Here is a 15838-nt window from a genome sequence, read left to right on the forward strand (position 1 = left end):
AACGTTCAGATAACTGATCTCCGAGAAAACTGACTCACTCCCACTCAATCGTCGCTGGCGGCTTGCTGCTCACGTCGTACGTCACGCGGTTGATGCCCCGCACCTCGTTGATGATGCGCCCCGACACCTTCTTGAGCAGAGCGTACGGCAGCTCGGCCCAGTCGGCGGTCATGAAGTCGCTGGTTTGCACGGCGCGCAGGGCCACGACATAGTCGTACGTGCGGCCATCGCCCATCACGCCCACGCTCTTGACGGGCAGGAAGACGGTGAAGGCCTGGCTGGTGAGGTCGTACCAGTTTTTGCCGGTGGCTTCGTCGACATGGTTGCGCAGCTCTTCGATGAAGATCGCGTCGGCGCGGCGCAGCAGGTCGGCGTACTCTTTTTTCACCTCGCCCAAAATGCGCACGCCCAGGCCGGGGCCGGGGAAGGGGTGGCGGTAGACCATTTCGGGCGGCAGGCCCAGGGCCACGCCGAGTTCGCGCACTTCGTCCTTGAACAAATCGCGCAGGGGCTCCAGCAGCTTGAGGCCCAGCTGCTCTGGCAGGCCGCCCACGTTGTGGTGGCTCTTGATGGTGACGGCCTTCTTGCTCTTGGCGCCGCCGGATTCAATCACGTCGGGGTAGATGGTGCCCTGGGCCAGGAAGGTGGCGCCTTTGTGGCCACCGTCGCCGGCCTTCAATTTGGCGGCCTCGGCCTTGAACACGTCGACGAACAGGCCGCCGATGATCTTGCGCTTGGCTTCGGGTTCGCTCACGCCGGCCAGCTTGCCGAGGAACATGTCGCTGGCGTCCACGCGGATGACCTTGGCCTGCAGCTTGCCGACGAACATGTCCATGACCATGTCGCCTTCGTTCAGGCGCAGCAGGCCGTGGTCGACGAACACGCAGGTGAGCTGGTCGCCGATGGCGCGGTGGATAAGCGCTGCGGCCACGGACGAATCGACGCCGCCCGACAGGCCGAGGATCACTTCTTCATTGCCCACCTGCTGGCGGATGAGTTCCACGGCTTCGGCGATGTGGTCGCGCATGACCCAGTCGGGGCGGGTGCCGCAGATGCCGAGCACGAAGCGGTCGAGCAGCGCACTGCCCTGTACGGTGTGGGTGACTTCAGGGTGGAACTGCAGGGCATAAAAGCGGCGCTCTTCGTCGGCCATGCCGGCGATGGGGCAGCTGTCGGTGCTGGCCATGAGCTTGAAGCCCGGGGGCAGCTCGGTGACCTTGTCGCCGTGGCTCATCCACACGTTGAGCATGCCGTGGCCTTCGGGGGTGGTGAAGTCGGCAATGTCCTTGAGCAGCGCGGTGTGGCCGCGGGCGCGCACGGCGGCAAAGCCGAATTCGCGCTTGTGGCCGCCTTCGACCTTGCCGCCTAGCTGGTGCGCCATGGTCTGCATGCCGTAGCAGATGCCGAGCACGGGCAGGCCGAGCGTAAACACGGCTTCGGGCGCCTTGTCGGTGGTGTCTTCGTACACGCTGGCGTGGCTGCCGGAGAGGATGATGCCCTTGAGCGAGCCGTCCTTGGCGTAGTCACGCACCCACTCGTCCGTCACGTCGCAGGGGTGCACTTCGCAGTACACGTTGGCTTCGCGCACGCGGCGGGCGATGAGCTGGGTGACTTGCGAGCCGAAATCGAGGATGAGGATTTTCTGGTGTTGCATGGCGGTGGGTGGCGTCAAGGGGATTAAAAAGAAAACGGGGCTGATCGAGGGAGGAGCGGTCAGAGGGTGGACAGGTCCAGCAGTTGCACGCCACTGCGCTTTGCGGCGGCGGCCTGGGCAGCATCGAACGTGGCCAGGGGCAGGCGCAGGGAGCGGGCGAGCCAGAGGTAGGCGGCGTCGAAGGTGGGCAGGCCGGTGTCGAGCGCGACGTCGAGCACGGCCTTGTGCTGAGCGGGGGCCAGTTCGTGCAGCTCCACGCGGTGGCGTATGGCTTCGAGCACGCCCCACAGGCCTTCGACCGATGCGGGCGGTATGCGGCCGCTGTGCACGCCGCTGCTGATGAGGTTGCTGCACTCCCACTGCCAGAGGTTGGGGGCCTGGGGCTCGACCTCGTCGCGGCGGATCAGGGTGTACAGGCGGCGCGTGTGCTCGCTGGCCGCGTCGGGCAGCAGCCAGGCGGCGGTGACGGAGGCGTCGAGGACGAAGGCGGTCATGCTGCTGCGGCCCTGCCCTTGCGGCGCAAGGTGTCGGGGGCGGCGGTAGTGGCGGCCTCGCCTGCGGGGCGGATGCTGGCGTGCAGTGCGTCCATCTGGCCCAGCTCGCGGGCGATCTGCTCGTCGGTGATGACGGGGCGGCGGCGCACGGGCAGCAGGCGCACCACTTCTTTGCCATGGCGGGTAATGCGCACTTCTTCGCCCTGCTCGACCAGCTCGATCAGGGCGGAGAACCTGCTCTTGGCTTCGTAGATACCGACGGACTGCATGGATGCGCGGACCCCCAAAAAGAAAAAGTCTGGCCTGAATGGCGAATTCAGACCAGACTATATCATTCTGACCAGATATTTTCAATCAGGCCAGATTGCATCCCCAACGGTCACTCAGCGCGGTAGTTCGGCGCTTCCTTGGTGATCTGCACGTCGTGCACGTGGCTTTCGCGGATACCGGCGGTGGTGATCTCGACGAACTCGGCCTTGTTGTTCATGTCGTCAATGGTGGCGCAACCGCAGTAGCCCATGGCGGCGCGCACGCCACCGGCCATCTGGAACACGATGGAGACCATGGAGCCCTTGTAGGGCACGCGGCCTTCGATGCCTTCGGGCACGAGCTTGTCGGCGTTGGGGTTGCCGGTGGTCGACTCTTGAAAGTAGCGGTCGGCGCTGCCCTGCTGCATGGCGCCGATGCTGCCCATGCCGCGGTAGCTCTTGTAGCTGCGGCCCTGGAACAGGATGACTTCGCCGGGCGCCTCTTCGGTGCCCGCGAACATGCCGCCCATCATGATGGTGCTGGCGCCTGCGGCGAGGGCCTTGGCGATGTCGCCGCTGTAGCGCACGCCGCCGTCCGCGATCAGCGGCACGCCGGTGCCCTTGAGGGCGGTGGCCACGCTGTCGATGGCCATGATCTGGGGCACGCCCACACCGGCCACGATGCGCGTGGTGCAGATGGAGCCAGGGCCGATACCAACCTTGACCGCGTCGGCACCCGCCTCGACCAGCGCCAGCGCTGCCGCGCCGGTGGCGATGTTGCCGCCGATGACGTCGATCTGGGGGTAATTCTGCTTGACCCAGCGCACGCGCTCGATCACGCCGCGGCTGTGGCCGTGGGCGGTGTCGACCACGATGGCGTCGACACCGGCACGCACCAGCGCTTCGACGCGCTCTTCGGTGCCTTCGCCCACACCCACTGCCGCGCCCACGCGCAGGCGGCCGGCGCTGTCGCGCGCGGCGTTGGGGAAGCTGGTCTGCTTGGTGATGTCCTTGACGGTGATCACGCCCTTGAGCTCGAAGTCGTCGTTGACGACCAGGATGCGCTCGAGCTTGTACTTGTTGAGCAGCGCCTTGGCTTCGGCCGGCGTGGTGCCGTCCTTTTCGTTGACGGTGACCAGCTTTTCGCGCGGGGTCATGATCTGGTGGACCTTGACGTCGTAGCGCGTTTCAAAGCGCAGGTCGCGCCCCGTCACGATGCCCACCACCTTGCCGCCGTCGCACACGGGGAAGCCGGAGATGCCCAGTTGCTCGGACAGCTGCAGCACCTGCAGCACGGTGTGCTCGGGGGTGATGACCACGGGGTCGCGCAGCACGCCGGATTCGTAGCGCTTGACCTTGGCCACCTGGGCGGCCTGCTCCTGCGCCGTGAGGTTCTTGTGCACGATGCCGATGCCGCCCTCCTGGGCAATGGCAATGGCCAGGCGTGCTTCGGTCACGGTGTCCATGGCGGCGGACACGAGAGGCAGGTTCAGCTGGATGTTACGGGAGAGTTTCGTCGCGAGGGACGTGTCCTTGGGCAGGACCTGGGAGTACGCTGGCACCAGCAACACATCGTCGAAGGTGAGCGCTTTTCCAAGAAGGCGCATGAGAAGGCTCCAAAAGACGGATTGTACCCGCCTGCGCAACGCGCTGCAGGGCGCCACACCCGCCCGTGCGGCGTTGCAGCATGCCCCACCCCGTGCGCCCGCACTGGCGGCAGACTTGTTGCACGGCTAAACTTGTCTGTATGAAATTGCACAAGATTGTTTTACTGGCCGTCGCCTGCACTTGGGCCCTGGGTGCTGCCGCGCAATGGCAGTGGATCGACAAGGACGGCCGCAAGGTCTTCAGCGACCGCCCGCCACCGCAGGACATTCCGGAAAAGAACATGCTCAAGCAGCCGGGCTTTGGCGGCCCGCGCGTGACCACGCCAGCTGCCGCCAGCGCACCTGCAGCAGCAGCCGCCCCGGCGACGGCTGCGGCCTCTGGCACGGCAGCGGCCCCCGCAGCAGCGGCCAGCGCCGCCAGTGGCAAGGACAAGGAGTTGGAGAAGCGCAAGGCCGAAGCCGAGGCCGCCGAAGCCGCCAAGAAGAAGGCCGAAGACGAGAAGATTGCCAAGGCCAGGGCAGAAAACTGCACCAAAGCACGCGATGCCAAGGCCCTGATGGACTCAGGTACGCCGCTGCGGCAGACCACGGCGCAGGGTGAGCGCGTGTTCCTCGACGAGGCCCAGCGCGCGGCCGAGACCAAACGCATCAACGCGGTGATTGCCGCCGACTGCAAGCGCTGAGCTCGGCAAAAGGCCTATTCGTTGCAGAAAAACGGCGCCTGGGGCGCCGTTTTTGTTTCATTTAGTATCCTGATTTGCCGCCCGGCCGCTGCCGGGCGAAAAGGCCGGTGGCGCGTGCACCCTGGCGTGCAAAGCGCTCGCGGCGAGCCACCTTGGGGTCGACCTTGAGGCCCCGGTACAGCTCGACCCGGTCCTGGTCCTTGAGCACAGTGGTCTCGGGCTGCACCCGGCCCCAGATGCCGCACACCATGCCCTCGCGCTGCGCAGCCATGGGCCCGGCGGCCTGCAGGGCGTCGGCCAGGGTGCTGCCGGGGGGCAGTTGCAGTGTGCATTCGCTTACCTGCCGGGGCGCCAGCGAGACCACCACGGTGATCTGCAGGGCTGCCGCTACCGCCGGTGCGGCACCTGCGCCATCAGCCATACACCTGCTCCGCGCGCTTCACGAAGGCGTCGACCATGCTGCCGGCGATGCGGTCGAACACGGGGCCCACCAGGGCGGCCAGGGCGGCGTTGTCAAAGCCGTAGTTCAGGCCCAGCTCGACCTTGCAGGCGCGCTGGCTGCCGTCGCCCACGGGGTGGAAGTGCCAGTCACCGTCGAGCTGCGAGAACGGGCCCTTGACCAGGCGCATCTGCACGCGCCGTCCGGCCTCGTGCGTGTTGCGCGTGACGAAGGCCTTATGGATGCCGCCAAAGGCAATGCCCACCTCGGCCGTCATGCCCTCGTCCGACTGCTCCAGCACGGTGGCACTGTCGCACCAAGGCAGGAACTCGGGGTATTTTTCGACCCCCGTGACCAGGGCGAACATTTCTTCGGGGCTGTACCAGATGAGGACGGACTTGTTGACGGTTTTCATGCAGGGGAAGGGCTTTGGCCACGATCGTCGCCACATGCGGTGGCATGGGGCAAAGAAGATCGAGGACACGCCCTAAAATGACAGGTGCGAGACACAAGCATTGTAGGGAGGCCTTTTATCTCCTCGTTTGCGCCTCAATTAATAACTCATGGCCAAGAAACCCGATCCAACCGCCCGCATTGCCGATAACAAGAAGGCGGCCTACAACTATTTCTTCGAAGAACGCCACGAGGCAGGCATGGTCCTGTACGGCTGGGAAGTGAAGGCGCTGCGCGAGGGCAAGGTGCAGCTGACCGACGGCTATGTGCTGATCCGCGACGGCGAGCTGTTCTTGCTGGGCTGCCAGATCAACCCGCTCAAGACCGCCTCGACCCACGTGAGCCCCGATGCCATACGCACCAAGAAGCTGCTGCTCAAGAAGGATGACATCAAGCACCTGATCATCAAGGTGGAGCAAAAGGGCTACACGCTGGTGCCGCTGAACCTGCACTGGAAGAACGGCTACGTGAAGTGCGAGGTTGCCCTGGCCAAGGGCAAGGCCGAGCACGACAAGCGCGACACCATCAAGGACCGCGAAGGCAAGCGCGAGGTGGAACGCGCGATGAAAAGCCGCAATAAGTAAGGCTGCAGGCGCCCTTTCTTCGACGCGCCTGCCGCAGCTGCGCGGCCTCCCGGAGGCCGCCACGATCTACTTATTGCTGAATGAAGTTCAGAAGGTCGTTGTTGAGCCGGTCCTTGTGCGTGTCGGTCAACCCGTGCGGTGCACCGGGGTAGACGATGAGCCTGGCGTTCTTGACCAACCGGGCCGAGGCACGGCCCGACGCATCGATGGGCACGATCTGGTCGTCATCGCCATGGATCACCAGCGTGGGCACGTCGAAGCGCTTGAGGTCTTCAGTGAAGTCGGTGGCCGAGAACGCGGCGATGGAGTCGTAGGTGTTCTTGTGGCCGCCCAGCATGCCCTGGTGCCAGAACGACTGGATGGCGCCTTGCGACACCTTGGCGCCCGGGCGGTTGAAGCCGAAGAACGGCCCCGAGGCAATGTCCAGGTAGAGCTGCGAACGGTTTTCGAGCGAACCATTGCGAATGCCGTCGAACACCTCTATGGGCAAGCCACCCTGGTTGCTGGCCGTCTTGAGCATCAGCGGCGGCACCGCGCTGACCAGCACCGCCTTCTTCACCTTGGCCGTGCCGTGGCGGCCGATGTAGCGCGCAACTTCACCACCGCCGGTTGAGAAACCGACCAGGGTCACGTCCTTGAGCTTCAAGGCATCGATCACTGCGGCGAGGTCGTCGGCGTAGTGGTCCATGTCGTTGCCTTCCCAGGGCTGGGCCGAGCGGCCATGGCCCCGGCGGTCGTGCGCGACCACACGGTAGCCCTTGGAGGCCAGGAAGATCATCTGCGACTCCCAGCTATCGGAATCGAGCGGCCAGCCGTGGCTGAAGGTCACCACCGGTCCGTTGCGTGGCCCCCAGTCCTTGTAATACAGCTGCACGCCATCGGGCGTGGTGATGGTGCTGGCACTTTGCACCACGGCAGCCGGGCGGCCGGCAGTTGCCTTGTCGGCGGCGGTCGCTGCGGCGGTGCAGGCGATGGCGAGTGCTGCGATGCTGAAGATACGGGGAAGGGCTTTCATGGCGGTCCTTGGTGGGCTTGTCAAATCGACAGAAAGAACTTTATCGCCCCAAGACGAACGATTGGTGATAAAAAGTCTTAATAATTTGACCTTGAGTATTAAATGACCGATCGACTCGACGCTCTTCTGGCGCACTTCAGCGTGACGGCCAACGTGTTCCACACCGGCGCGCTGTGTGGCGTCAATGAGCTGGACGGGGGCGGCGATTGCGGTCAGCTGCACCTGGTGCGCCGGGGCGAGGTGGGGGTGAGCCACGGGGGCGCCGAGGTGCTGCGCATCACCCGGCCGAGCCTGCTGCTGTACCCCTTGCCGATGGCGCATCGCTTCATCACCGACACCCAGAACGGCGCGGACTTTGCGTGTGCGCAGCTGCGGTTTGAAGGCGGCGCGGCCAACCCCATCTGCGCCGCGCTGCCGCCGTTCGTATGCCGGCCACTGGATGAGATCCAGGGCTCGGCCGAAGCACTCTCGCTGCTCTTTGGCGAGGCATTTGCGGCCAATTGCGGCCGGCGGGCAATGCTCAACCGCCTTTTCGAGATCGTCTTCATCCAGGTGCTGCGCCAGCTCATGGAGCAGGGCCAGACGGGTGCAGGCATGCTCGCAGGGCTGGCCCACACCAAGCTGCGCCATGCGCTCGTGGACATGCACGAAAACCCCCGCCTGGAATGGACATTGGATGCACTGGCCGAGCGGGCGGGCATGTCGCGCAGCGTGTTCGCCACCCAATTTCGCGACACGGTGGGCTGCACTCCCGGAGCCTACCTGCAGCGCTGGCGCGTAGGCCTGGCGCAGAAGGCGTTGCGGCAAGGGCAGTCGCTGCGGTGGATTGCCGAGGAGGTGGGCTATGGCAGCGAATCGGCTCTGTCGCGGGCTTTCAAGGCGCAATGCGGGCTGTCGCCGCGCGAGTGGAAGCAGGCGCAGCAAGGGCACCCACAGGCCAGTGCGCCGGACGTACAACCAGGCCGCAGCTAGAATTTATTCGCGCCCGGTGGAATAAATCGCCAGGCCCATGTGTTTACCCAGATGCAAGGCGGCATGTGCCGTTGCCTGCAATCCCTCTTCCACCTGGAGAAACCATGAAAAAGACCCTGTTGTCCATCGCCGCATTCGTTGCCATTGCCGGCTGCTCCACCATGGCCGCCGATGGCCCCGTGAAAACCATGGATGGCGTGCTCGTGGGTGCCGGCGGCATGACGCTGTACACCTTCGACCGCGATGCTGCCGGCAGCGGCAAGTCGGTGTGCAACGGCCCCTGCGCCACCAACTGGCCGCCGCTGATGGCCGCCAAGGCACCGGGCAGTGACTACAGCGTGGTGACGCGCGACGATGGCAAGACCCAACTGGCCTACAAGGGCAAGCCGCTGTACTACTGGGTCAAGGACACCAAGCCCGGAGACAAGACGGGCGACGGCGTGAACCAGGTGTGGCGCACGGCACGCCCCTGATCGCCCCCCTCCCTTCGGCATGAACCGCACCCAGGTCGTCGAACAGCTGCCCGCATTGCGCCGATATGCGCGGGTGCTCACGGGCGATGCCTGGGCGGCCGACGACCTGGTGCAGGACACGCTGGAGCGGGCCTGCAGCAAGTGGCTGCTGTGGCGCACGGGCAGCGACCTGCGTGCCTGGTTGTTCACGCTGATGCACAACCTGTACCTCAACCAGTTGCGCACCCAGCCGCCGCAGCCCCACCTGGACCTGGACGAGCTGCACGACAGCCTGCAGGGCAGCACCGGCATGGGCGATGATGCGCTGGACCTGGAGCGCTGCCTGCAGCGCCTGCCGCCCGAGCAGCGCGCCGTGCTGCTCCTGGTGACGCTGGAGGACATGGACTATGGCGACACGGCGCGCATTCTGGGCATCCCCGTGGGCACGGTGATGTCGCGCCTGTCGCGTGCGCGCAGCCGTCTGCGCCTGCTGATGGAGCGTGCGCCTGCCGCCTCGGCCAGCCCCAACACAGCGCCCCTGGCAGCCACCGAGAATCACCCGGACCGCGGTGCACCTGCCGGCCAGCCAACCACCTTGCGCCGCCTCAAATGATGAAGCCCGAGCGCCAGCCCGCCATGGACAAGCACCACCACCCTGCCCCACCCACCGACGACGAAGCCGCACGGCATGGGCTGGCGGATGGACGCCTGTCGCCAGCCGCTGCGGCCGCGTTGCGCCGCCGGCTTGAAGGCCAGGCCGGCGCGCAAGAGACCCTGGCGCACTGGCAGCAGCAGCGTCAGCAACTGCGTGCCCTGCACCAGGGCGTGCTGGACGAGCCCGTGCCCGAGGCCCTGGTGGCCGCCGCACTGCGCACGTCGGCCCGCAGGGAGCGGCAGGACCAATGGTGGCGCTGGGGGGGCATGGCAGCGTCGGTGCTGCTGGCGTTTGCCCTGGGCTGGACCGGGCGCAGCCTGTGGCCAGCCACGGGCCGCACCGACAGCCAGGCCCTGGTGCTGGCCGCCACGGGGCAGCGCTTTGCCCAGCAGGCCGCCGTGGCGCATGCCGTGTACCAACCTGAGGTGCGCCACCCCGTGGAGGTGCCTGCCGCGCAGCAGGAGCACCTGGTGCAGTGGCTCTCCAAGCGGCTGGGCCGCCCGCTCAAGCTGCCCGTGCTGGCCGATGAAGGCTACGAACTGGTGGGTGGCCGCCTGCTGCCCGGCGATGCGGGCGCACGCGCGCAGTTCATGTACCAGAACACCAAGGGCGAGCGCATCACCCTGTACCTGGGCGCCATCGCGCGGCCCGGCGCCCCGGTAGCTCCCGTTGCTGCCAAGCCCGGCGCGCCGGCAGCGCCCAGTGCGGCAGAGACCGCCTTCCAGTTCACCGGCGATGGGCCCGTGCCTGGCTTCTACTGGGTGGACCAGGGCTTTGGATATGCCTTGAGCGGCCAGCTGTCGCGCCAGGAGTTGCTTACGCTGGCAGCGGCGGTGCACCGGCAGCGGTAGCCCTCACCCGATCCGCCGATCTGGCACGGTTTTGCCCTGCTTTTCCGGCGACCGGCCGGCGCGGATTGCCATCAGACTGTTGCGCGCAGCAACACCGATGGATCGATTCGCCATGACGACAGCACACAGCAGCACGGGTTCTCCGGCCTCCACGTTGGGCCGTGCCGTCGACCCATCGGGCAGAGCAGAGGTGCGGGCAGCCGACACACAGGCGGCACGTGCGACTGCGCACACCGGGCTGTCCAACGAAAAGCTCGAGTCGATGCTGCTGCGCATGCACGCGCAGGCGCAGGCGCCAAAGGCCGTGGCAGCAGGGGCCTGACGAGAACCCGCTGACGAGGTCAGCGGGCCCCGCGTTCTCACTCACACCAAGGCTGCCAATGGATGCGAGTGCGCGGGCCAGGGGCTGGCGAAGAACGGTGCCACCATCGCGGGCGTTACGTCTTCGATGCGTGCGGGGTTCCACTTCGGCGCATGGTCCTTGTCCACGGCCAGGGCGCGGATGCCCTCCACCGTTTCGCTCTGGCCGGGGCGCAGGTAAAAGCAGTGGCGCACCATGTCGCGCTCCATGCGCAGGTCGTCGGCCAGGCCCATGCCGCGCGCACGGCGGATCTGTTCGAGCACCACGTGCAGCATCAGCGGCGAGCGCTTGCGCAGCGTGGCAACGGTGGCGCGCGCCCAGTCGGAATCGGCGGCTTCGAGCGCGCGCACGATCTCGCCCACGGTGGGCAACGCGAAGTAAGTATCCGCCTGCGCCAGTTCTACCGCAACAGCCTGGTTCTTCGGCAGCAGGCGCGCAACGACGAAGGCCTTGACGGCTTGCGCATCGGCAAACTGCTGCGTGCCCAGGGCCTCCCACACGGGGGCCTGCTGGTCCACCGGGATGCAGCCATCGGCCAGGTTGCAGGCCACGGCCGCATCGGCGCCGATGGTGTCGCCCGTGAGCGCCAGCCATTCGCCCGCGCTGCCGGGGCAGCGCGCCAGGAAATAGCCGCCACCCACGTCCGGGAACAGGCCGATGGCCGTCTCGGGCATGGCCATCTTCGTGCGCTCGGTCACCACGCGCAGCGCGGCGCCCTGGCTGATGCCCATGCCGCCGCCCATGACGATGCCGTCCATGAAGGCGATGTAGGGCTTGGCGTAGTTGTGGATCAGGTGGTTGAGCGCGTATTCCTCGGTGAAGAAGTCCTCAAGCTGCGGGTTGCCCTGGCTGCCGGCCTGGTGCAAAAAGCGGATGTCGCCACCGGCGCAGAAGGCGCCGAAGGGGCCTTCCTTGTTGCTGCCGCGGATGGCTACGGCCAGCACTGCATCGTCGTGCTGCCAAGCCAGCAGAATGGCCATGAGGTCGCGCACCATGCCCAGCGACAGCGCGTTGAGCGCGCGCGGGCGGTTCAGCGTGATGAAGCCCACCTGGCCGCGCACTTCGCTCAGCACTTCGGCAGCGGCAGCCGTATTTGTTGCAGTCATGGTCGTCTCCGTCATTGTTGTTCCTTGAAAGCCAGTAATTCGTTGAAAACCAGCGCGCCGATCACCAGTGCGCCACCCGTCAGCACGGCGGCAGCGGGCTCTTCGCCCGCGCCCAGCCATGCCAGCAAAATACCAAAAATCACTTCGAGCAGGCTCAGCAGAGCCAGTTCGGGCGCCTTGAGCACCTGCCCGCAGCGCACTGCCAGCACGCAGGGGATGGCCAATTGCACCACGCCCAGCAGGGCCAGCAGCCAAAGGTCATGCGCCGAGGCCTGGAACGGCAGCGCCAGGGGCAGCGTGGTCAGCACCGAGATGACCGCCCCCACCAGGACAGCGGGCGCCAGGTCCACCGCATGGCCGTGGCGCTGCGCGTGCTGCACCACCGTCCAGTTGATGGCAGCGGCGACGGGCACGCACAAGGCCACCAGCGTGCCCACCACGGGCAGCCCGGCCATTTGCGAGCCGTACATCCAGGCGATACCCAAGCCTGCCACACCGATGGCAGCCCAGGTGCGCGGCGCGATGCGGTGGCCGATGAACACGCGCGCGAACAGTGCGGTGAGCAAGGGCCCTGCCGCCATGGTGACCAGCACGTTGGCCACCGGCATGAGCAGAATGGCCACCATGAAGGCGGTGAACATCACGCTCCAGCACAGGCCCGAGATCCACAGCGCCCGCCCGCTCTGGCGCATGGAGGCGAACACCGCGCGCCCCTGCAGCACAGGCAGTATGACCAGCAGCGCAGCCAGCGTGAACAGGCTGCGCCAGAAGGTGACCTCGAAGCTGCGCGCCTGCTCCAGGTGGCGCGTGACGACGCCGGCGATGGACCACATCAGGGTCACGGCGACCATCAGGGCCACGGCCTTTGAATGGGTTAGCTTCACCGGGTTACCGCCATCGCCTGCATCCTTGTCCGTATCCCCATCCATTCATCTCCAGACCACATCCGACAGCCATGACGCATTCCGATGGCGCTGAACGAAAAAAGGGCCACAGCAGTGGCCCTTCAGCAAGCCTCTCAGCCTGGTGTCGTCGCCGCCACACCCTCCGCAACGGAGGGTGGACGCAACGCTATCAACGGCCCGCGCGCTTGCGGTCGCTTTCCTTCAGGTGGCGCTTGCGGATGCGGATGGACTTGGGCGTGATTTCGACCAGTTCGTCGTCCTCGATGAATTCCACGGCGTATTCGAGCGTGGCATCGATGGGCGGCGTGATCTTGATCGCGTCTTCCTTGCCCGAGACACGGAAGTTGGTCAGCTGTTTGGTACGCGTGGCGTTCACGACCAGGTCGTTGTCGCGGCTGTGGATGCCGACGATCATGCCTTCGTACACGGGGTCATTGGCCTTGACGAACATGCGGCCACGGTCGTCGAGCTTGCCCAGGGCGTAGGTGAAGATTTCACCGTCGTCCATGGAGATCAGCACGCCGTTCTTGCGGCCGCCGATGTCGCCCTTGTGCGGCTCGTAGCTGTCGAAGATGTTGCTGATGAGGCCCGAGCCACGCGTCAGGTTCAGGAATTCGTTGGTGAAGCCGATCAGGCCCCGCGCAGGAATGCGGTACTCCAGGCGCACGCGGCCACGGCCGTCCGGCTCCATGTTCACCAGCTCGCCCTTGCGCTCGCCCAGCGCCTGCATCACGCCGCCCTGGTGGCCTTCTTCGATGTCGGCCGTCACCAGTTCGATGGGCTCGTGCTTTTCGCCATTCACGTCGCGGAACACGACGCGGGGCTTGGACACGGCCATTTCGTAGCCTTCGCGGCGCATGTTTTCGAGCAGGATGGTCAGGTGCAACTCACCACGGCCCATCACTTCGAAGATGCCTTCTTCGTCGGTTTCCTTCACGCGCAGGGCCACGTTGTGCTGCAGTTCCTTTTGCAGGCGGTCCCAGATCTGGCGGCTGGTCACGAACTTGCCTTCGCGGCCGGCCAGCGGCGAGGTGTTCACGCAGAAGTTCATGGTCAGCGTGGGCTCGTCCACCTTGAGCATGGGCAGCGGCGCGGGGTTGGCAGGGTCGGTGATGGTCACGCCGATGCCGATGTCTTCGATGCCGTTGATCAGCACGATGTCGCCAGGGCCGGCCGAGGGCGTCTGCATGCGATCGAGGCCCTGGAAGGTCAGCACCTGGTTGACGCGGCCCTTGACGGCCTTGCCATCGGGGCCTTCCATGACGACCACGTCCATCATGGGCTTGATGGTGCCCTGGCTGATGCGGCCCACGCCGATGCGGCCCACGAAGGTGGAGAAGTCCAGCGCCGAGATCTGCAACTGCAGCGGAGCGGCCGGGTCACCCGTGTTCGGGGGAACGTGGCTCAGGATGGTGTTGAACAGGGCCGACATGTCGGGGCCCCACTGCTCGCCAGGAGCGCCTTCCACCAGCGACGACCAGCCGTTGATGCCCGAGGCGTACACCACGGGGAAGTCGAGTTGTTCGTCGGTGGCACCGAGCTTGTCGAACAGGTCGAACGCGGCGTTCACGACCTTGTCGGGGTTGGCACCGGGCTTGTCCACCTTGTTCACCACCAGGATGGGGCGCAGGCCCAGGGCCAGGGCCTTCTTGGTCACGAAACGCGTCTGGGGCATGGGGCCCTCTTGCGCGTCGATCAGCAGCACCACGCTGTCGACCATGGACAGGGCACGCTCCACTTCACCGCCGAAGTCCGCGTGACCAGGGGTATCCACGATGTTGATGTGGGTGCCTTCCCAGCTCACGGCACAGTTCTTGGCCAGGATCGTGATGCCACGCTCTTTTTCAATCGCGTTGTTGTCCATCACGGTGTCGACGACCTTTTCGTGGTCGGCGAAGGTGCCGGACTGGCGCAGCAATTGGTCCACCATGGTGGTCTTGCCATGGTCAACGTGGGCGATGATGGCGATGTTGCGGATCTGTTTAGTCATAGTTTTTCCAATGTGCCGCTGGCTTGCAGGTGCGGCGTACCTTCCAAAATTTGTTGAATTTCCAGCGGACTCAGGAGCCTGTCGGGCACCAGCTCCCCGCCCACGATGTGGCCCACCCCCAGCAGTGCCGGGGGATTGTCGCCAAAAACCGCCACAGCCCCGGCATCGGGCCAGGTGCCTCGGCGGCGTACGCCCGACAGGAAGCGAGCAGCATTCTCGCTGTCCAGCGTGACACGCACGTGTTGCGCCAGCAGGGACTCGGGCGGCTCCAGCTGCGCCAGGCGCTCCCCCTCCTCCATGGCTTCGAGCTGCGCCAGCGTGACACAGCGCTCCACCCCGATACCCCCGGTATCGATGCGGCGCAAAAAGGTAAGGTGCGCACCGAAACCCAGCGCAGCGCCCACGTCCTCACCCAGCGTGCGGATGTAGGTGCCTTTGCTGCACTGCACCACCATTTTAACGGCGATGGCATCCGGATTGTCCGCCAGCAGCGTGAGGGAAAGCGAATGGATCACCACGTCGCGTGCGGGCCGGTCCACCTCGATGCCGGCGCGCGCGTATTCATAGAGGGCCTTGCCGTCCTTCTTGAGGGCACTGTACATCGGCGGCACCTGCTGAAGGGGGCCGGTGAACTGCAGCTGCACGGCGGCCAGGCGCTCGGGCGTGAGTTCGGCCAGCACCACGGGGCGGCGCTCGACCACATCGCCCTCGGCATCGCCGGTGGTGGTGGTCACGCCCAGCAGGGCCACAGCCTCATAGGTCTTGGGGGCATCGAGCTGCAGCTGGCTGAACTTGGTGGCCGCGCCAAAGCACAGCGGCAGCACGCCGCTGGCCAGCGGATCGAGCGTGCCGGTATGGCCCGCTTTTTCGGCGCGCAACAGCCATTTCGCCTTTTGCAAGGCGTCGTTACTCGACAGGCCGAGCGGTTTGTCCAGCAGCAACACCCCATGCACAGGGCGCCGCTGCACCCTGGTGCGAGGCGAGTGCATGGACTACTCCTCTTGGGCGCGCGAAGAGACGGCCTTGGCGATCAAGGCGTTCATGTCGGCCGCACGCTCGGAGGTGCGGTCGTACACGAAGTGCAGCGTGGGCACCGTGTGGATGTGCAGGCGCTTGAACAGGCCATTGCGCAGGAACCCAGCCGCCTGGTTGAGCGCCGCCTGTGTTTCCACAGGGTCGCCCACCAGCAGGCTGAAGAACACCTTGGCGTGCGCGTAGTCGGGAGTCACCTCCACACCCTGCAGCGTCACCATGCCCACGCGCGGGTCTTTCAACTCGCGCGCGATCAGCTCCGTCAGATCGCGCTGGATCTGATCGGCGACCTTGAAGGCGCGGTTCGGGGTGGAGGACTTCTTCTTCGCAGCCATCG

The 15838-nt window shown here is 65.9% G+C and carries 19 protein-coding genes; 7 read left to right on the top strand and 12 right to left on the bottom strand.

All coding sequences use genetic code 11. The features are described 5' to 3' along the window. Positions 1–34: 34 nt before the first annotated feature. The 4 genes from guaA to guaB all read right to left on the bottom strand — a co-directional run bounded on the left by guaA (position 35) and on the right by guaB (position 4003). Complete coding sequence (gene guaA, locus QYL93_RS09320; protein ID WP_305743392.1) at positions 35–1654, bottom strand: glutamine-hydrolyzing GMP synthase; 1620 nt, start codon at positions 1652–1654, stop codon at positions 35–37. A gap of 59 nt (positions 1655–1713) precedes the next feature. Next, positions 1714–2148 carry a type II toxin-antitoxin system VapC family toxin gene (locus QYL93_RS09325; RefSeq protein ID WP_057268806.1) on the bottom strand — a complete coding sequence of 145 codons (435 nt, stop codon included), beginning with the start codon at positions 2146–2148 and terminating at the stop codon, positions 1714–1716. Further along, on the bottom strand, positions 2145–2417 hold the full coding sequence (locus tag QYL93_RS09330; protein WP_057203704.1) for a type II toxin-antitoxin system Phd/YefM family antitoxin: 273 nt from the start codon (positions 2415–2417) through the stop codon (positions 2145–2147). Before QYL93_RS09330 ends, QYL93_RS09325 begins: the two co-directional genes overlap by 4 nt. Before the next feature lie 110 nt (positions 2418–2527). After that, positions 2528–4003, bottom strand: coding sequence for an IMP dehydrogenase (gene guaB / locus QYL93_RS09335; protein ID WP_305743393.1), 1476 nt, complete (start codon positions 4001–4003; stop codon positions 2528–2530). A gap of 140 nt (positions 4004–4143) precedes the next feature. Between guaB and QYL93_RS09340 the strand changes: the two genes are divergently transcribed. Further along, positions 4144–4686 carry a DUF4124 domain-containing protein gene (locus tag QYL93_RS09340; RefSeq protein ID WP_305743394.1) on the top strand — a complete coding sequence of 181 codons (543 nt, stop codon included), beginning with the start codon at positions 4144–4146 and terminating at the stop codon, positions 4684–4686. Positions 4687–4747: 61 nt separating this feature from the next. Here QYL93_RS09340 and QYL93_RS09345 read toward each other — a convergent pair whose 3' ends face one another. Together QYL93_RS09345 and QYL93_RS09350 are read right to left on the bottom strand one after the other, a co-directional pair. Further along, the gene (locus QYL93_RS09345) at positions 4748–5107 is read right to left on the bottom strand and encodes an RnfH family protein (protein WP_305743395.1); all 360 of its coding nucleotides are present in this window, start codon (positions 5105–5107) and stop codon (positions 4748–4750) included. Further along, entirely contained in the window at positions 5100–5540 is a 441-nt protein-coding gene (locus tag QYL93_RS09350; RefSeq protein ID WP_057203708.1) for a type II toxin-antitoxin system RatA family toxin, read from the bottom strand. The genes QYL93_RS09345 and QYL93_RS09350 overlap by 8 nt, the downstream gene beginning before the upstream one ends. Positions 5541–5688: 148 nt before the next feature. Between QYL93_RS09350 and smpB the strand changes: the two genes are divergently transcribed. Then, complete coding sequence (gene smpB / locus QYL93_RS09355) at positions 5689–6162, top strand: SsrA-binding protein SmpB (RefSeq protein ID WP_305743396.1); 474 nt, start codon at positions 5689–5691, stop codon at positions 6160–6162. Positions 6163–6232: 70 nt separating this feature from the next. Here smpB and QYL93_RS09360 read toward each other — a convergent pair whose 3' ends face one another. Continuing rightward, positions 6233–7177, bottom strand: a complete 945-nt coding sequence (locus QYL93_RS09360) for an alpha/beta fold hydrolase (RefSeq protein ID WP_305743397.1) — start codon at positions 7175–7177, stop codon at positions 6233–6235. Between the two features lie 102 nt (positions 7178–7279). Between QYL93_RS09360 and QYL93_RS09365 the strand changes: the two genes are divergently transcribed. The 5 genes from QYL93_RS09365 (at position 7280) to QYL93_RS09385 (ending at position 10429) form a co-directional block, all read left to right on the top strand. After that, a complete protein-coding gene (locus QYL93_RS09365; RefSeq protein ID WP_305743398.1) occupies positions 7280–8149 on the top strand; it encodes an AraC family transcriptional regulator in 870 nt (289 codons plus the stop codon). A 104-nt stretch (positions 8150–8253) separates the two neighbouring features. Further along, a complete protein-coding gene (locus QYL93_RS09370) occupies positions 8254–8622 on the top strand; it encodes a hypothetical protein (protein WP_305743399.1) in 369 nt (122 codons plus the stop codon). 19 nt (positions 8623–8641) lie between these two features. Next, entirely contained in the window at positions 8642–9214 is a 573-nt protein-coding gene (locus QYL93_RS09375; protein ID WP_305743400.1) for an RNA polymerase sigma factor, read from the top strand. After that, positions 9214–10107, top strand: a complete 894-nt coding sequence (locus QYL93_RS09380; protein WP_305743530.1) for an anti-sigma factor — start codon at positions 9214–9216, stop codon at positions 10105–10107. The genes QYL93_RS09375 and QYL93_RS09380 overlap by 1 nt, the downstream gene beginning before the upstream one ends. A gap of 112 nt (positions 10108–10219) precedes the next feature. Continuing rightward, entirely contained in the window at positions 10220–10429 is a 210-nt protein-coding gene (locus tag QYL93_RS09385) for a hypothetical protein (protein ID WP_305743401.1), read from the top strand. 41 nt (positions 10430–10470) lie between these two features. On the opposite strand, the gene QYL93_RS09390 is transcribed toward QYL93_RS09385, so the two are convergent. From QYL93_RS09390 to rbfA, 5 genes are all read right to left on the bottom strand, one after another. Next, on the bottom strand, positions 10471–11574 hold the full coding sequence (locus QYL93_RS09390) for an enoyl-CoA hydratase/isomerase family protein (protein ID WP_305743402.1): 1104 nt from the start codon (positions 11572–11574) through the stop codon (positions 10471–10473). An 11-nt stretch (positions 11575–11585) separates the two neighbouring features. After that, on the bottom strand, positions 11586–12503 hold the full coding sequence (locus QYL93_RS09395) for a DMT family transporter (RefSeq protein ID WP_370876954.1): 918 nt from the start codon (positions 12501–12503) through the stop codon (positions 11586–11588). A 145-nt stretch (positions 12504–12648) separates the two neighbouring features. Then, positions 12649–14469, bottom strand: a complete 1821-nt coding sequence (gene typA / locus QYL93_RS09400; protein WP_057268817.1) for a translational GTPase TypA — start codon at positions 14467–14469, stop codon at positions 12649–12651. Continuing rightward, a complete protein-coding gene (gene truB / locus QYL93_RS09405; protein WP_305743403.1) occupies positions 14466–15458 on the bottom strand; it encodes a tRNA pseudouridine(55) synthase TruB in 993 nt (330 codons plus the stop codon). The genes typA and truB overlap by 4 nt, the downstream gene beginning before the upstream one ends. Positions 15459–15461: 3 nt before the next feature. Next, complete coding sequence (rbfA, locus tag QYL93_RS09410) at positions 15462–15836, bottom strand: 30S ribosome-binding factor RbfA (protein ID WP_057203714.1); 375 nt, start codon at positions 15834–15836, stop codon at positions 15462–15464. Positions 15837–15838 lie beyond the last annotated feature (2 nt).

Origin of the sequence: Acidovorax sp. A1169, from assembly GCF_030704685.1 — a bacterium.
GTDB lineage: Bacteria > Pseudomonadota > Gammaproteobacteria > Burkholderiales > Burkholderiaceae_C > Acidovorax.